Here is a 17302-nt window from a genome sequence, read left to right as displayed (position 1 = left end):
CCGTGAAACCGAAGGAAAACTACTCGAACCGGTTCCGGCTGACCTACGGCCTCGCGGCGCTTGCCGTTGGCGTGACGGCCAGCGGATGGGGCATCGCCTTTGCGATCATGGGAGCATGGCCGCTGGTGGCGATGGATGTCGCGGTGGTTTTCGTGGCATTCCTCAGCCTCGTCCTCGCCCGTCGCAACCAGCTTTCGGCCGCGCTTCTGTTTTCCCAATCGGCATTTCTGGTCATCATCACCACCCTCTGCTTGATCTTCGACGTGCCGCGCGAGGCGGCGCCGAGGGTATCGCATCTGTTCCTGCTCGTGCTGGCGTTGCTCGGCTACATCAATTACCGGCGCGAGCAATCCAGGCCGCAGCTTGCGATCGTTGCACTCTGCGTAATCGCCTTCGTCGTTTTCGCCAGCACCACAGCGGCACCCTCCTTCGCTCAGCCGATACCGGAGACATTCCAGATCTATGGCTCCTGGGTGAACACCATTGTCGCCGTCGGCCTGCTCTGCATCGGCGTCTATGTCATGCAGCTGGAATTGGCTCGCGATCTCGACAAGGCACGCGCCATCAAGGCAGCGCTGAGAAACAGGGAATTCGAGCTGTTCTACCAGCCGCAGGTCGACGAGACCGGCCGGCTGACGGGCGCCGAAGCCCTGCTGCGCTGGCGACGCGGCGACGGAACCCATGTTCCGCCCGCCGAATTCATTCCCGCGGCAGAACAGGCCGGACTGATGCCGGCCATCGGCGAATGGGTCCTAACCCAGGCCTGCGAGACGCTCGCGGCATGGCGCCACGACCCGGCGACCAGCGGACTGAAACTGGCGATCAATGTCAGCGCCGACCACTTCATGAAGCTCGATTTCGTCGAGACGGTGCTGGACTGCCTCCGCACGCTTGAGATCGATCCCGCCCTCCTCAAGCTCGAACTCACCGAAAGCATGATGGCCAACGATATCGATGCGATCAGCGAAAAGATGCGCGACCTGCGGACGGCCGGCCTGTTCATCTCACTCGACGATTTCGGCACCGGCTATTCCTCCCTCAGCCATCTTCGCCGGTTGCCGGTGCAGGAAATCAAGATCGACCGCTCCTTCGTGCAGGATATCGTGGAGAACCGACGAAACCGCGTGTTGCTCAAGAGCATTTTCGACATGGCGCATATGCTGGAATTTGTCGTGGTCGCCGAAGGGGTGGAAACGCTTGAGCAGCTGAGGCTCCTGCGCTCCTTCGACTGCACCGCCTTCCAGGGCTATTATTTCGGGCGCCCGGTACCGCTCGGCGAATTCCAGACGCGGTGGACGAACGATCCCGTCGCACCGGCTGCGCTATCCGCCTGATCCGCCTTCCGTCGAATCCCTGCGACAAACCCCTTTCCTTGGGCGCAGGGAATGCCTATATGTGAAGTGCTGCTTCGGCAGCTATGGCAATAAATGAGCGGTGTAATAAACCCATTGGACCCGGGGGCGGTACCCGGCGCCTCCACCAAAAACCGGTCAAACGCGACCGACCGGCTTTTGATGGGGGCGAAATAGGATCGACAAGGGCGTAAAGATCGACTTTTTGCTCGGCATTGTACCACCGTTATCGGGCTAAACTTGTAGTTGCAAACGACAACTATGCGGAAGCTCGTCTCGCTGCCTAATGGCGGTGTGACACTTCACTCAAAGTCCTGACGGGTCGCACCGGCAGGCGGGGTCCGAAGGCACCTGGCAACAGAAGCCTTCACCTTCTCCAATCTCTTGAAATGGTCTATAGCTGTCCCAGATGACTCGCGTCGGAAGGCACGAGAAGAAGTGCAATGCCTGAAGACAAAGGCATCAGAAAGAAAGACAGGAACGGATGGCGCAAGACCACATTCGCTACGACATTCTCGCCCAGGACGCTCTGCGCGGCGTCATTCGCAAGGTTTTGTCCGAAGTCGCGGTCACCGGCCACCTGCCGGGCGAGCACCATTTCTTCATTACCTTCCTGACCAATGCGCCCGGCGTGCGCATCTCCCAGCACCTCAAGGCGAAATATGCCGAGCAGATGACCATCGTCGTGCAGCACCAGTTCTGGGACCTCAAGGTCACCGAGAGCCTGTTCGAGATCGGTCTGTCCTTCTCCGACACACCGGAAAAGCTCGTCATCCCCTTCAACGCCATTCGCGGCTTCTATGACCCCTCGGTCAGCTTCGAGCTGGAATTCGACGTTCCCGCCGCTGAAGAAGAGGGCGAGGACGAGCACTCGGCCGAAATCACCGCCTACCCCGTCGCGGAAAAGGCTGAGGAGCCCGTCGAGGAACCCACGCCCCCCACGGGCGGTGGCGGCGACAAGGGCGGCTCCGTAGTTTCGCTCGATTCCTTCCGCAAGAAGAACTGAGCAGCGGCATGAGCGGCGACGTCGTCAACCTTCGCCAGTTCCGCAAACAGAAGGCCCGCTCCGAAAAGGAGCGGCAGGCCGAGCAGAACCGGTTGACCTTCGGCCGCACCAAGGCCGAGAAGACGCTGACGGATGCCCTCAACGACAAGGCGAGGCGCACGCTCGATCAGGGCCGCATCGAGCGGCCCGACGAGACGAAAGAGTGATCTTTCAAAGACTTGCCGTCAAAACCGGATTCGATCTGCCAATCCCCTGCCAGACATCACGATCGGTATGATCAGAAAATACTCCACCACGCTACATGGCCACCGTACGAGCTTCTCGCTCGAGCCGCTTTTCCACGACGAGCTTAAAGCTATCGCAGACGAACGGGCGGTGCCTGTCGCCGCACTGATCCGCGAGATCGACGATGCGCGTGCGGTCGATGACAACCTGTCGTCCGCACTGCGGCTTCACGTGCTGGAATGGCTGAAGAAGAAGGTCCGGGACGCCGCGATCAGTTGACGCCCGGCAGGCTTTCGAAGTTCAGGCTGCGCCCGCCGCCGGCCGGCGGCAACTCGCCGCCACGCTCCACCGCCTCCCCGCCCGTGACCGGCAGCCGGCGGCGGCGCGCCTCTTCCTCCGCCTTGCGGGCTTCCTGCGCGGCGCGCTGCTCGGCAAGCCTGCGCGCTTCTTCTTGCGCCGCAAGGATACGCCGGGCGTCCTCTTCCGCGTTGCGCCGCGCCCGCTCGGCCTCTTCGGCTGCCGCCCGGGTGGAACGCTCCTGCTCGGCGCGCTCCTGGGCCTCGACGCGGCGGCGCTGCTCTTCCTCCATCTGCAGGCGCTCGGCCTCGGCCCGGGCCGCGCGTTCATCGGCGCGTGCGCGGTAAAGCGCCGCCTCGCGCCGCAACCTCTGTTTTTCCAGCACATTGGCCTGAAGTGTCTCGACGCGCCGGCGCTCCGTCTCGAAACGGCGCAGGGAGAGATAGTTGGCCAGAGGCTGCGCATCGAATGTGACGCCGGGCGCCTCGACAAGACCGCGATAATCGAGCGACACCTCGGGCGCGGCACCGGCCAGCGCATCCTCACCCGCCTTGAAGGTGACGGAGAGGCGGCCCGTCATCGCATCGCCGGCAAGATCGATATCCGCGTCGGCGGACAGCGCCGCGGCGCTGTTTTCAGCGGCAACGCTCTGCGCACGCAGCCTGCCGCTGGCAAGCGCAAGCGGGACGCGCACCGCACCGAGCGATGCCTCACCCTTCAGGATCGTATCGGCGGCAAAGCCCGCCACCCGCTCCGGCGTTATGTCACCCTCAATCGCGTCGGCCGCAGCGAGCAGCGCGGGAAAGGCCGCGGTGTTGATGCCTTGCAGCACGAGGTCGGAGATATTCGCCTTGCCTGAGCCGCTGGCCCCCTCCACCATGCCGCGCACACTCTTTCCCGAGGCATCGACCGCCAGTGTCACGTCCGCCCTGCCATCTGCGACCGCACCGTCGGCTCCGGCCCAGACCGCCTTGGAGACATCGACACCGGCAAGGTCCATGCGCGCCTCGAACAGGCCGTTCTCCTCGGCATTAGAGACCTTCACGCGGCCGGAAAGCTGACCACCCAGCCAGTCGCCCTCCATATCTGTCAGCGTGAACTCGCTGCCCTTCCAGGCAAGGTTTGCCTTGAAACCTTCAACGGCGCCATAAAGGCCTGGCCAGAACGCACCGGCTTCCAGCGCCACCGCGACATCGGCGTTGTCCAGCAAGGGCTGCGTCAGCGGCGCGCTGTTCAGACCGCCATCGGCCACATCCGTCACTGGCCCGCCCACCGCCTCGGCGAGGAAAGCGAAATCAACCGTGTCGAAACGCAGCGAGCCCGTGCCCTTCAGCGCGGCCGCTGTGCGATCGAAGACCAGGGTGCCTGAAAATGCATTGCGGTCGGCCTTGCCAGCAATATCGGTGATCGCGACGCTCTCAGCGCCGGTGTCCAGCTTGGCCTGCACTGTCAGCGGCAGCCCGGTGCCCGCCTGCGGCATGGCGATGCCGTTCATCATCAGATAGGGCTCGATGTCATCGCTGGCGACCGAAAGCTCGAGTGAACCCTTCAGGAAATCAGCCGCAGAAAGCGCCGCCGTACCCTTGGCGGATACCGTCGTGTTGCCAGCCTTGAAAGTAGCGGACACGGCAGCAGGACCCTCAGCGGGCTGCTTTGCATCGACTGTAATACGACCATCCGGATCGGCATCGAACGGAAGCGGGACGAGACCCGCCTGGCCAGCGAGAACCACGGTGCGCGGATTGGACAGGCTGCCGTTCAGTTCGAAATTGCGACCCGCCAGCAAGTCCGAAAGGCTCGCGGCCGACAGCGTGACATCGACCCGTCCATCATTGACCGGCCCCGAAATGGTGGCTGTCGCAGGGCTCGCCTCCCGAACAGAAGCGGCGATGCGCACAGCAAGATCGGCGTTGTCGTAATAGCCGGCATTCTCGGCAAAGCGCGAGAGCAGCGGATGCGCCGGCAGATGGCGCGCCAGCAGGGCCGCGAGCGGTTCCATTGCTTCGACCTTGACGGTCATGTCGAGCCCGGCGTCCGGCGCATCCAGCGATCCGCCGAGCGTGCCTTTTGCCGAAATCGCCGCGCCCGCCAGTGAGGCCACGTTGAAACGGTTGAGCGTGAGTTCTCCATCCTTGGCAGAGAGGACGGCATTGACGCCGGATGCTGTCTCGCCGAAGGCAATGAGCCTGTCAGCCTTGAGGTCGAGCGCGATAGCGTTGCTGGCGATGCTGGAAAGCGAGGCATCACCAGCAACGAGGCCGACAAGCGCCTGAAGCGATTCCAGCCGCACCTCGTTGCCCTGCAGTTGCAGCGAGAGCGCCGGCACGGCATCCGCGCGCGATTCACGCTCCATCCGCCCCAACAGGCTCGCGCCGCCAATGGCGATTTCAAGGTTTTCGAACCGCTGCAACTCGTCGGCAAGGTTCACACGAGCGGAAAAACCGGCCGTCTTCAACTTGCGAATTTCGGGATCGACGGAGCCCGTGAGCCACGTTGCAAGCCCGGACGGCTGGTTAGACGCGACCAGCAGATCGCCGACAAAGCCGCGGTTTTCCTTGAGCGTCAGCCGTCCTTTGGCCTCCAGCGTCGTACGGCCGGGCAGAAGCACGTTCGCCTGGTCGATGAGCCAGCCATCGCCATCCGGCTTCACGTCAAGCCGGATTTCGCGCACCGTCGTATCGCCGATGACCATTGCCGGCAGCAGCAGGCTGGCGCGCCCCGGCACCTGCGGGATGGGAATGTCGGCGGCAATCGCCAGCAGTGCCTGAAGCCGCTGGCGGGCGGACACTTGCGGATTTCGCCCCGTCTTGCCCGCCTCGCCGCTGTTGCCGATGCGGTTGACATCGATCTGCTGGCCATTGGCAACAAGCAGGAATTCCGGCACACGGCCCGTATCGAGCGTCGCTTCGCCGGTCACCACATAGGGATCAGCCTGTGCGCCAGCCTCGAGACGATATTCCGGCACGCGGATGCGCTCGTTGGAAAGCTCGAACTTGCCGGCCACCTGGATCGGATCGGCGGGTTTCTCACCCTTGGCGCGCGGCTTTTCCGACAGGGTGAACCCGCCCGCGTATTGCGGGCGGAAATCGACGAGTTTCAGGGCGCCGTCCAGATCGGCTGTGAAGGACAACCGGTCGGGCACGATGCGCGTGCGCAGCGAGAGCGCGCCATCCTCCACCTGACCGCTTGAAAGCTGGAAGGCACCGGCTTCGCCATCGAGCGCGCCGCGCCCGTCGATACGCCATGGGCCACCGAGCGACTTCGCGGAAATCTGCGCATCGAGGCCCGTCACATGGCGGGTGCGGCCGGTCTGCTCATCGACAAACTCGATCTCGCCATCGGTAATGGAGACATTTTCAAGAATGACGGTGCGGGCCGGGATATCCGACTTGCGACCACGCGCCCAGTCCAGCGTGCCGTCCTTGAAAAGCTTGATGCGCGCCTTCGGCTCCTCGATGCGCATGTCGAAGATCAGCGCTTCGCCGGACAGGAACGGCGCAAGTTCCGCATCCATCGAGAAGCGCGCGACCTCCACCAGCGGCTGGCCGTCCTCGGGCGAGCCGACCCGCACGTCGTTGAGCGTCACGGATGGAAAGGGGATCAGCCGGGCATCGACGCTGCCATGCACGGTGACGGGCCGCCCCATGATGCGGCTCGCCTCACGCTCGAAATCCTGCCGAAAGCTGGTCCAGTCGACGAACAGGGGCGCGAGAAGCGCCACGAAGAGCGCCACGACCACCAAGCCGCCAACGATTAGCCCAATCCTAGAAAGCACGCCGCATGCCTCGAATGTCCTTCAATCGCGCAGAGGATAGCGTCTAAATCGCCGGAGGTGACGAAAAAATCTTGCCGGGGTTCATTATGTTATCAGGATCGAGGGCGTGCTTGATCTGCTGCATCAGGTGGACGGCGCCGCCAAGCTCTTGCGGCAGGAAGCGTTGCTTGCCCTGCCCTATTCCATGCTCGCCCGTGCAGGTGCCATCCATGGAGAGTGCGCGTGCGGCAAGCCGGTCGACAAAGGCCTCGACCCGTTCGATATGCACAGGATCCTTGTCGTCGAACACGACGCAGACATGGAAATTGCCGTCCCCGGCATGTCCGACGATCGGCGCAAGCAAGCCATGATCCTCGATGTCGCGCTCCGTTTCCGCCACGCAGTCGGCCAAGCGGGAGATCGGCACGCAGACATCGGTCGCAATCGCCTCATAGCCGGGCCGAAGCGCCTTCGACGCCCAATAGACGTTGTGCCGCGCCTTCCACAGCTTCGCCCGCTCGTCGGCATCGGCGCTCCACTGGAACGCTCCACCGCCGCACTCGGCGACGATGGCGCCGAATTCTTCCGATTGCAGGCCCACGCTCTCCTCATTGCCGTGGAACTCCACGAAAAGGGTGGGCTGTTCGGGCAGGCTCAGGCCTGAATAGGCATTGCAGGCCTTGATTTGCAGGGTGTTCAGCAGTTCAATACGCGCCACGGGAATGCCAAGCTGGATCGTCATGATCACCGCATTGCAGGCGTCCTTCAATGTCGGGAAGCCGCAGATCCCACCGGCAATGACGGCGGGAATGCCCTGGAGGCGCAACGTGACTGAGGTCAACACACCTAGCGTGCCTTCCGCACCGACGAAAAGCCGGGTCAGGTCGTAACCGGCCGAGGACTTGCGGGCACGCCGTGCAGTGCGGATTTCCTCACCTGTCGCCGTCACCGCCGTAACCGCCAGAACATTGTCCTTCATCGTGCCGTAGCGCACCGCATTGGTGCCGGAAGCACGCGTCGAGGCCATGCCGCCGATCGAGGCGTTGGCGCCCGGATCGATTGGAAAGAAAAGTCCGGTATCGCGCAGATACGTGTTCAGTTCCTCGCGCGTGATGCCGGGCTCGACCGTGCAGTCGAGGTCCTCGGCATTGACCGAAAGCACGCGCTTCATGTTGCTGAAATCGATGGAGATGCCGCCCTCGGGCGCATTCACCTGGCCTTCCAGCGAGGAGCCGGTGCCGAAAGGAATGACCGGCACCTTCAGCGCCGCGCAGATCGTCACGACTGCCTTCACGTCCTCGGTATTTTCCACAAAAACCACACCATCAGGAAGCTGGGCCGGGATGTAGGTGGTGGTATGCGCATGCTGGGCGCGGATCGCCTCGCCCATCTGGAAGCGCTGGCCGAAGCGCGCCGCCAGTTGCGACAGCGCCGCGGCGATGCCCGTGTCGTTGCGTGTGCCGCCCCTGATATCCGCCAGTGCCATAATATGCCCTCACATCCGTGAGGCGTTACTGTGCAAATTGCCGCTGCCCTGTCCAGCGCCAATCGCGGCTCATCGACGGCTTTCGCAGCGCCTATTCCGCCGCCTGCGTCAATGGCGGCTCCTCGCGGCGCTCCACCGTGGCGGCATGCTGCAACTCGGCGGAAAGGCGGCGCTCCTCGTCCGCATGCGGGCTCGTGAACCGCGCGATGACAAGATAGGCGACCGGCGTCAGATAGAGCGTCACAACGGTCGCAAGGCCAAGCCCGCCCACCAGAACCCAGCCGAGCGAGATGCGCGCCTCGGCGCCCGCTCCACTCGCCAGAATGAGAGGCACGGCACCGACGACTGTCGCGATCATCGTCATAAGAACCGGGCGCAGGCGGGTGTTCGAGGCATTCTCGATGGCGCTTCGGATATCCTGCCCGCGGTCGCGCAGTTGGTTGGCGAATTCCACGATGAGAATGCCGTTCTTGGCCATGATGCCGACAAGCAGCACCAGTCCGATCTGACTGTAGATGTTGAGCGACGTACCCGTCGCGATCATCGCGAACACCGCACAGGCGAGCCCGAGCGGCACCGTGACCATGATGATGATGGCGCTCACGAAGCTCTCGAACTGCGCGGCCAGCACGAGGAAGATGATGATCAGCGCGAAGCCGAAGGTGATGAAGAGGCCGTTGGAATTTTCCTGAAGCGTGGCGGCTTCCGCCATCGGCAGTACGCGCGAACCCTCCGGAAGCAGCGGCTCGGCCATCTCGCGCACCAATTGGAGCGCCTCGCCGAGTGCCAGGCCATCCTTCAAACCGGCCGAAAGCGACACGGCGCGCAGCTGCTGCTCGCGTGAAAGCTGCGGCGCGACGGCTTTCTCCTCCAGCGTGGCGATGGACGACATCGGAACGATCTTTCCGTCTGCGGTCTTCAGGAAGATGTTCTCCAGGTCCATCGGATCGTTGATCGGCGTCGTGGTCGAGGAAAGCTTGACCGGATACGACTGGCCCTCGACATAGACATCGACAACGCTGGTGCCCTCCAGCATGGCCTGCAGGGCGGCGGACAGGCCAGTGATCTCGATACCGAGATCGGCCGCACGCTCGCGGTCGACGGTCACGGAGAGCTGCGCCTGGTTGGCCTCGTAGTTGAGGCGAACGTTCTGGAAGCGCCCGCTGTCCTCTATCTTGCGCACCAGTTCGGCTGCCGCATTGCCAAGCTTGGTATAGTCGTTGCCAATGAGCGCGACCTGAAGACCGTTGCCGGCGCCGCGGATGCCGAGGCTGTTCGGCTGCATGACGAAGGTGCGGACCGACGGCACCTCGGCGACCGCCGTGTTGATGTCCTGCACGATCTGCTGCTGGCTGCGGTCGCGTTCACTCCACGGCGCCAGCGTCAGCACCATGAAGCCGCTGTTGGTCGAGCCGCCCTGGCCGGAGATGGAGAAGATGTTGACGATCTCGCCCTTGTCGTAGAGCGGGCGCAGCTTGCCCTCGATGCGCCGCATCTGGTCCTGCGCATATTCCAGCGACACGCCCTGTGGCGCGTTCACGCGCAGCATCACCATGGACCGGTCCTCGGTGGGCGTGAGTTCGGACTTGATGGTGAAGAACGACGTGGCGCCCGCAGCCGTGAAGAGCAGCGCGACGACGAAGACGATGGCGGGTGCGCTCAGACAGGCACCGAGCGTGGAGCGATAGAAGCGCGAAGCAGCCCCGCCGATGCGCGCGAGCAGGCCCGTGTGCCCGTGCGTCATGTCCTTCGTCAGCATGCGCGAGGCAAGCATGGGGCACAGCGTGAGCGCGACGAACGACGAGAGCAGAATAGCGAACGCAAGCACGAAGCCGAATTCGCGGAACAGCCGGCCCGCCTGCCCGGGCAGGAATGACAGGGGCACGAAGACGGCAGCGAGCGTCGCCGTGGTCGCTATGACGGCGAAGAACACTTCAAGCGTGCCGAGAACGGCCGCTGCGCGCGGCTTCAGGCCTTCGGCACGGCGGCGCACGATGTTCTCCAGCACCACGATCGCGTCATCCACGACCAGTCCCGTTGCCAGCACGATGGCGAGCAGGGTCAGGATGTTGACGGAGAACCCGGCCATGTAGATCGCCGCGATCGTACCGATCAATGCGATCGGCATGCTGATCGTGGGGATCAGCGTTGCGCGCCAGTCGAGCAGGAAGAGATAGATCACGAGCGTCACGATGAGGACGGCGACCACCAGTGCGATCTCGACCTCGTGGATGGCGCCGTCGATGAAGACAGCATCGTCGCTCGTCACCTTGAGTTCGGTTCCCGGCGGCAGCACATCACCGAACTGCCCGATCATGGTCTTCACGCCGACGGAGATATCGAGCGTGTTGGACTGCGCCTGGCGGATGATGCCGAGGCCGATGCCCGCGCGGCCGTTCGAGCGCAGCGCAGTGGAGCCATCGTCTGGGCCGAGCGTCACCATTGCGACATCGCCAAGGCGCACCCTGTTCTTCAGGATGAGGTTCTCGAAATCGGCGGGGGTGGCAAGGTCTGCCGTTGCCCGCACCGTGATGTCCTGGCTCTGGCTTTTCAGCGAACCGGCAGGCACGTCGAAGGCAGCCGTCGCCAGCGCATTGCGCAGATCGGCCACGGTCAGGCCGCGCGCGGCAAGCCGCGACTGGTCCACATCGACGCGGAAGATTTTTTCCTGGTCACCGTAGACGACAACGTCGGCAACCCCTTCCACGGAGGCGAGCCGGTCTGTGATCTCGTTATTGGCGAGCAGTGTCAGGTTTTCCAGCGACTGAGTGTCGGAGGTAAGCGCAAGCCGCATGATCGGCTGGCTGTCCGCATCCGCCTTGACGACGCGCGGCTCCTCGGCGCCATCGGGAAGGCGGTTCGTCACACGACCGAGTGCATCGCGCACGTCGTTTGCCGCCTGGTTGACATCCGTGGTGTCGGAGAACTGGAGGGTGACACGACTGCGGCCGAAGGACGACGTCGAGGAAATATCCTTGATGCCCTGCACGCGCGAGACCGCGCCCTCGATGATATCGGTCAGTTCGCGGTCGACCGTTTCGGGCGATGCGCCGTCGAAATCGGTGGTGACGCTGATGACAGGCTGGTCGACCGACGGCAGCTCGCGGATTTCAACGCCGTTGAAGGCGGCAAGACCCGCGACCACGATCAGCGTGTTCAGAACGAGCGCGAAGATCGGCCGGCGGACGAAGAGCGCGGTAAAGCCCGCCTTGCCGCCGCCGTTGGCCTCCACCGGATCACCCGACATTATGAGCCCTCCGCGCCGGCGGGGGCCTGTCGCTCGGCGGCGGTGCGTACCGTCCCGCCCGGCCGTAGCGTCTGCACGCCTTCGACGACAACGGCATCGCCATCGGCAAGGTCAGCCTTCACGAGAACCATATCGGGATTGCGCTGGACGATATGCACGGGCACGCGCTCGACCTTGTCGCCGCTGACGCGCCAGATGAAGGACCCATCCGCACTCCATTGCACGGAAAGCGGATCCACGCTCGGATAGCGGTCGCCGGCAAAATGCATCGTCACCTGGAAGGACATGCCCGCGCGCAAAAGGTCCTGCGGGTTTTCGATCTGGGCACGCACGCGCAATGTGCGGCTCTCCTGGTCGATGCGGTTGTCGATCGCCTGAATGGTGCCGGTGAAGGTTTCACCCGGACGCGCGACGGCGGTGGCCGTCACTTCCCCGCCGACGCGAATGTTCGTCGCAAAGCGCTCCGGCACCCAATAGTCGACAAGGATCTTCGAACGGTCGTCGACACGCGCGATCGCCGAGGTGGTCGTGACGTAATCGCCGGGATTGACGGAGATGATGCCGACCGTGCCGCCGAAGGGCGCGGTGATATCGCGGCGGCTGAGCATCAGTTCCGCATTGCGCAAGGCCAGCTCCGCCGCCTTCAGCGCCGTCTCGGCGTCCTGCAGATCGGCCGCGCTGGTCGAGGAGCGCAGATTCGTCAGACGGGTTACCTTCTGCTCGGCACTTTCACGGGCCACGCGCGCCTGATCGGCCGCGATCTTCTGCTCGTCATTATCAAGGCGGGCGATAACCTGCCCCTGCTCGACGCGACTGCCGGACTGGACGAGAACCTCCGTAAGATTGCCGGAGGCATAGGGCGTCACCGTCACCGAGCGGATCGCCTCGCCGTCGCCGATCGCATTCAGCCGGTCGTTGACGAGCGCCATGGAAACGGGCTTGGTCACCACGAGGGCCGGGCCGCCGCCGAAGCCGCCACGCCCGCCACCACCGTTGCCGCCAGCCTGCTCGTTGCCATTACCGGCCGGCGCAATCGCGGCGACAACCGTCTCCGGCAGGCCGGCAGCCTCCAGAACACCGTTCGCGCCCGGCACGAAACGGCCCCATAGCAGCACGCCGGCCGAAATGACGCCAACGCCAAGAAGGAGCTGTTTCCAAACCCGCATGCACTCTTTCTCCGATGAAAAGCAAACCGCGACATGTTGCATCGCGACATAGGGGGAGTATCCCGGTTTGGAAATGAACCGGCAATGAAAGAATCCGATCATTACGGAATTGTAAGATTGCCCGGCCGGTTCGTTACAGAAACGTAAGACAGGACTGCGGAACGGACGTGGCGCGCCCTCCTGTGAACACGCGACGGCCTTGTTAACGGCGGGCCCGCGACAGGTCGATAAGCCGCGGGGATACACCAATCGAAGCAAACGCTCCGAGAGCCTGACCAGCCGCCATTTCCACAATATTCGGGCCGATCTTTTTCCCCGCGGAATAAAAGCAGAACGCAAAACTGGCCTTTCGGTCCCGAATCACTACATTGAGCCGCATGATGAGCGGTTACGACGATATTCCCTTCTTCGATGAAGACCCGCAGCTCGGCCCCTCTGCGGCCGCACCCGCGCCGAAAGCCGGCGGCGGATCGGGTCTTGGCATCGCCGCGCGCGCCCTGGCGGCGCGCGACGCCAACCGTGCGCCCGATTACCTCTCCGGCCTCAACCCGGAACAGCGTGAAGCTGTCGAGACCCTCGACGGGCCGGTTCTGGTGCTTGCGGGTGCCGGTACCGGCAAGACGCGGGTGCTGACGACCCGCATCGCCCATATCCTTGCGACCGGCCGCGCCTATCCGAGCCAGCTTCTGGCGGTGACCTTTACCAACAAGGCCGCGCGCGAGATGAAGGAACGTATCGGCCTGCTCGTGGGCGGCGCCGTGGAAGGCATGCCGTGGCTCGGCACCTTCCACTCCATAGGCGTGAAGCTGCTGCGCCGGCATGCCGAGCTCGTCGGCCTGCGCTCGGACTTTTCCATTCTCGACACCGACGATGTCGTGCGGCTGATCAAGCAACTGCTCCAGGCGGAGAACATCGACGACAAACGCTGGCCGGCCAAGCAGTTCGCCGGCATGATCGACGGCTGGAAGAACAAGGGCCTCGACCCCGCGCAGATCCCGGAAGGGGACGCTCGCGCCTTCGCCAATGGCAAGGGCCGCGAACTCTACACCGCTTACCAGAACCGTCTGAAGACGCTGAACGCCTGCGACTTCGGCGACCTTCTCCTGCATCCGATCCGCATGTTCCGCGCCAATCCGGACGTGTTGGCGGAGTACCATCAGAAGTTCCGCTACATCCTCGTTGACGAATACCAAGACACCAATACGGCGCAATATATGTGGCTGCGCCTGCTCGCCCAGCGCCCGAAAGGCACGCCGCAGAATGTCTGCTGCGTGGGCGATGACGACCAGTCGATCTATGGCTGGCGCGGCGCGGAGGTGGACAACATCCTGCGCTTCGAGAAGGATTTCCCCGGCGCCAAGGTCATCAAGCTGGAGCGTAACTACCGCTCCACCGCCCATATCCTCGGTGCAGCCGGCCACCTGATCGCCCATAACGAGGACCGGCTCGGCAAGACCCTCTTCACCGACCGGCATGACCCCGATGACGACAAGGTCGTGGTCCACGCGGCCTGGGATTCGGAGGAAGAGGCGCGCGCCGTCGGCGAGGAAATCGAGCAGCTTCAACGCAAGCAGCACAAGCTGAACGACATGGCCATCCTCGTGCGCGCCTCCTTCCAGATGCGCGAATTCGAAGATCGTTTCGTCACGCTCGGCCTCAACTACCGTGTCATCGGCGGCCCGCGCTTCTACGAGCGGCTCGAGATCCGCGATGCGCTCGCCTATTTCCGCCTTGTCAGCCAGCCGGCAGACGATCTCGCCTTCGAGCGCATTGTCAACACGCCCAAACGCGGCCTCGGCGACACGACGATCCGCAACCTTCATGACTATGCCCGCGCCCGCGACATCCCCATGCTTGCCGCCGCCGCCGATATCATCGAGACCGACGAGCTGAAACCGAAGGCCCGCAAGTCGCTGTTCGACGTCGTCACCGATTTCCGCCGCTGGCAATCGCTGCTGGAGACGATGCCGCACACCGAGCTTGCCGAGCAGATCCTCGACGAGAGCGGCTATACCGCGATGTGGCAGGCCGACAAGTCGGCGGAAGGACCGGGGCGCCTCGACAACCTCAAGGAACTCATCCGCTCGATGGAAGCGTTCGAATCCATGCGCGGCTTTCTCGATCACGTCTCGCTGGTCATGGATGCAGAGCAGAATGCCGATCTCGACGCCGTCTCGATCATGACGCTGCACTCGGCCAAGGGCCTCGAATTCGAGACTGTGTTCCTGCCAGGCTGGGAGGAAGGTCTGTTCCCGCACCAGCGTTCGCTCGACGAGGGCGGCCGCTCCGGGCTCGAGGAAGAACGCCGCCTCGCCTATGTCGGCATCACGCGCGCCAAGCGCCGCTGCCACATCTGGTTCGTTTCCAACAGGCGTATTCACGGCCTGTGGCAATCGACGTTGCCATCCCGCTTCCTCGACGAACTGCCGGACAGCCATGTGGAGGTTGCGGAGGTCGAGCAGTCCTATGGCGGTTATGGCCGCGGCGGCGGCTATGGCCAGTCCCGCTTCGACAAGCAGGAGCCGTTCCAGAACGCCTATTCGACGCCCGGCTGGCGGCGTGCGCAGGCAAACCGCACCGACGCGACGCGCGACAACTGGGGCTCGCGCTCCGGTCACGCCGTGGAACGTATCGGCTACGGCGAAAGCGGCCCCCGCGGCCGCACCATAGAAGGAGAACTGATCGCCAAGTCGGCGACCAGCGAGCCGTCGAAATTCGCCATCGGCGACCGCGTCTTCCACCTCAAATTCGGTAACGGCAATATCGCATCGATCGAGGGCAACAAGCTGACAATCGATTTCGACCGTGCCGGCCAGAAGCGCGTGCTCGACGGCTTCGTCGAAAAGGCCTGACGGGGCCGAGACCGGCCCCGCGGCTTTATCGATGGATCAGGATGCCTTGCGCATCGTACCCAGACGCGCGGCGCGCTCTTCCGGCGTCCAGATTTTGCTGCCGTCACGGCGACGGGCCCGACGGTTGAGCTGGAAGCGGTTGACGAGATCGCTGAGCTTGACCGCGCCTTCGGCCAGCGTCTGGCTCGTGGCAGTCGTGCGCTCCACCATCGCGGCGTTCTCCTGCGTGATGCGGTCGACATCGGAGACGGCGGCACTGATCTCCTCGAGGCCCGCAGCCTGCTCCGCGGCGGAAGTCGCGATGGCATCGACATTCTCGTCTATCTTCTGCACGAAGCTTCCGATTTCCTGCAGCGCCCGGCCGGTTTCGCCCACGAGGCGCACGCCATCCTGCACTTCCGTGCCTGAATTGGTAATCAGCGTCTTGATCTCGCGGGCGGCCTTGGCGGAACGCTGCGCGAGCTCGCGAACCTCCTGCGCGACGACGGCAAACCCCCTGCCCGCATCGCCCGCACGCGCCGCCTCGACCCCGGCATTGAGCGCCAGAAGATTGGTCTGGAAGGCGATCTCGTCGATGACGCCGATGATCTGGCCGATCTCGCTGGAGGCGGCCTCGATGCGCTGCATCGCGCTCACGGTGTCGTTGACCACCTGGGCCGAGCTGCTGGCGGATATGCGCGCATCCTGCACGAGCTGGCGCGTCTCGCGCGTTCGCTCGGTGGAGGAACGCACGGCGATGGTCGCCTGCGTCAGCGCGGCGGCCGTCTCCTCCAGCGCAACGGCCTGCTTGCGCGTGCGCTCGGAGAGCTCCTCGGCGGCCTTGCGCATGTCCTGACCGCTGCGGTTCTGCACATAGGTCTGGTCGAGAACGAGCGAAAGCGTGTCCTGGAATGCCGCAATCGAATTGTTGAAGTCGCGCCGCAGCGGCTCGAATTCGCTCACGAAGGCATCGTCGATCGTGATGCGGATATTGCACTCGGCCAGGCGCCCGAGCCCTGCCCCGATTTCCGAGATCGCGCGCACGCGCTCCGTCACATCGGTCGCGAACTTCACGACCTTGAAGACCTTCCCGTCAGCATCCAGAATCGGGTTGTAGGAGGCCTGGATATGAACGCTGCTGCCGTCCTTTCCGATGCGGGTGAACTGGTCCGAAACGAATTGCCCTTCGGCAAGCCGCTCCCAGAACCGCGCGTATTCCGGGCTCGCAGCATAATCGCGTGTGCAGAACATGGAATGATGGCGGCCAACGATTTCCGCAAGGCTGTAGCCGAGCGTTGAAAGGAAATTGGCATTGGCCGTGAGGATGTCGCCCTCGGGCGTGAATTCGATGACGGCCTGCGCGCGGCCAAGAGCCGCGAGCTTGCCCTCGTCTTCCAGCGCCTTGAGCTTCAAGCCGGTGATCTCGGTCGCGAACTTCACGACCTTGTAAGGCTTGCCTCCACGGAAGACCGGATTGTAGGACGCCTCTATCCAGATCTCGCGGCCGCCCTTGGCGATGCGCCGGTACTGGCTGCGATCGAAATTGCCTTTCGCCAGATTGGCCCAGAAAGTCGCGTAGGCAGCCGACTGCGCTTCTTCCGGCGCAACGAAAATGCGGTGGTTCTTGCCAACGATCTCCGCCAGCGTATAGCCGACCGCCTGGAGGAAATTCTCATTGGCATGGAGGATGCGGCCTGTCAGGTCGAACTCGATGATCGCCTGCGAGCGGTTCACCGCCGCAAGAACGGCGCGCGCATTCATTCCGAAATCAAAAGCACCCACGTATCACCCCAGAGGAAACACAATACGCCGCAGCTCGATCTGCGGCACGACCAGAAATCGCCTAAAATTCTTAGCGATTGCTAAACCAAGGCGGCGGTAAAGCTGACATTTGATAAAAATAGGTGCAGTCGCCGACATGGCTCACCCTGAAAAATA

At 63.6% G+C, this 17302-nt stretch carries 10 protein-coding genes and 1 other RNA gene; 6 read left to right on the top strand and 5 right to left on the bottom strand.

Features of this window, described 5'->3' with window-relative positions:
- Nucleotides 1-2 precede the first annotated feature (2 nt).
- From MKI86_RS05805 to MKI86_RS05785, 5 genes are all read left to right on the top strand, one after another.
- The gene (locus tag MKI86_RS05805; protein ID WP_241598550.1) at nucleotides 3-1334 is read left to right on the top strand and encodes a putative bifunctional diguanylate cyclase/phosphodiesterase; all 1332 of its coding nucleotides are present in this window, start codon (nucleotides 3-5) and stop codon (nucleotides 1332-1334) included.
- Between the two features lie 29 nt (nucleotides 1335-1363).
- Nucleotides 1364-1724: a transfer-messenger RNA gene (ssrA, locus tag MKI86_RS05800) on the top strand.
- Between the two features lie 112 nt (nucleotides 1725-1836).
- Nucleotides 1837-2358 carry an SspB family protein gene (locus MKI86_RS05795; protein WP_241598548.1) on the top strand — a complete coding sequence of 174 codons (522 nt, stop codon included), beginning with the start codon at nucleotides 1837-1839 and terminating at the stop codon, nucleotides 2356-2358.
- An 8-nt stretch (nucleotides 2359-2366) separates the two neighbouring features.
- Nucleotides 2367-2564: a DUF4169 family protein gene (locus MKI86_RS05790; protein ID WP_134649520.1), complete on the top strand. Its 198-nt coding sequence runs from the start codon at nucleotides 2367-2369 to the stop codon at nucleotides 2562-2564.
- Nucleotides 2565-2631: 67 nt separating this feature from the next.
- Nucleotides 2632-2862: a ribbon-helix-helix domain-containing protein gene (locus MKI86_RS05785; RefSeq protein ID WP_241598546.1), complete on the top strand. Its 231-nt coding sequence runs from the start codon at nucleotides 2632-2634 to the stop codon at nucleotides 2860-2862.
- Here MKI86_RS05785 and MKI86_RS05780 read toward each other — a convergent pair.
- The 4 genes from MKI86_RS05780 to MKI86_RS05765 form a co-directional block, all read right to left on the bottom strand.
- On the bottom strand, nucleotides 2855-6655 hold the full coding sequence (locus MKI86_RS05780; RefSeq protein WP_241598544.1) for an AsmA family protein: 3801 nt from the start codon (nucleotides 6653-6655) through the stop codon (nucleotides 2855-2857). The genes MKI86_RS05785 and MKI86_RS05780 overlap by 8 nt on opposite strands.
- A 43-nt stretch (nucleotides 6656-6698) precedes the next feature.
- Nucleotides 6699-8120 (bottom strand): FAD-binding oxidoreductase, encoded by a 1422-nt coding sequence (locus tag MKI86_RS05775; RefSeq protein ID WP_241598542.1) that lies wholly within the window; start codon nucleotides 8118-8120, stop codon nucleotides 6699-6701.
- 91 nt (nucleotides 8121-8211) lie between these two features.
- Entirely contained in the window at nucleotides 8212-11367 is a 3156-nt protein-coding gene (locus MKI86_RS05770) for an efflux RND transporter permease subunit (RefSeq protein ID WP_241598528.1), read from the bottom strand.
- Complete coding sequence (locus tag MKI86_RS05765) at nucleotides 11367-12533, bottom strand: efflux RND transporter periplasmic adaptor subunit (protein ID WP_241598526.1); 1167 nt, start codon at nucleotides 12531-12533, stop codon at nucleotides 11367-11369. The genes MKI86_RS05770 and MKI86_RS05765 overlap by 1 nt, the downstream gene beginning before the upstream one ends.
- Nucleotides 12534-12910: 377 nt before the next feature.
- On the opposite strand from MKI86_RS05765, the gene MKI86_RS05760 reads away from it, so the two are divergent.
- On the top strand, nucleotides 12911-15385 hold the full coding sequence (locus MKI86_RS05760) for an ATP-dependent helicase (protein WP_241599278.1): 2475 nt from the start codon (nucleotides 12911-12913) through the stop codon (nucleotides 15383-15385).
- Between the two features lie 36 nt (nucleotides 15386-15421).
- On the opposite strand, the gene MKI86_RS05755 is transcribed toward MKI86_RS05760, so the two are convergent.
- Complete coding sequence (locus tag MKI86_RS05755) at nucleotides 15422-17125, bottom strand: methyl-accepting chemotaxis protein (protein WP_241599276.1); 1704 nt, start codon at nucleotides 17123-17125, stop codon at nucleotides 15422-15424.
- Between the last annotated feature and the right edge of the window lie 177 nt (nucleotides 17126-17302).

This window comes from Shinella sedimenti (genome assembly GCF_022601905.1).
GTDB classification, from domain to species: Bacteria; Pseudomonadota; Alphaproteobacteria; order Rhizobiales; family Rhizobiaceae; genus Shinella; species Shinella sedimenti.
Note: the sequence above shows the minus strand (reverse complement) of the source record. Positions and strands in the feature narration are given on the sequence as shown.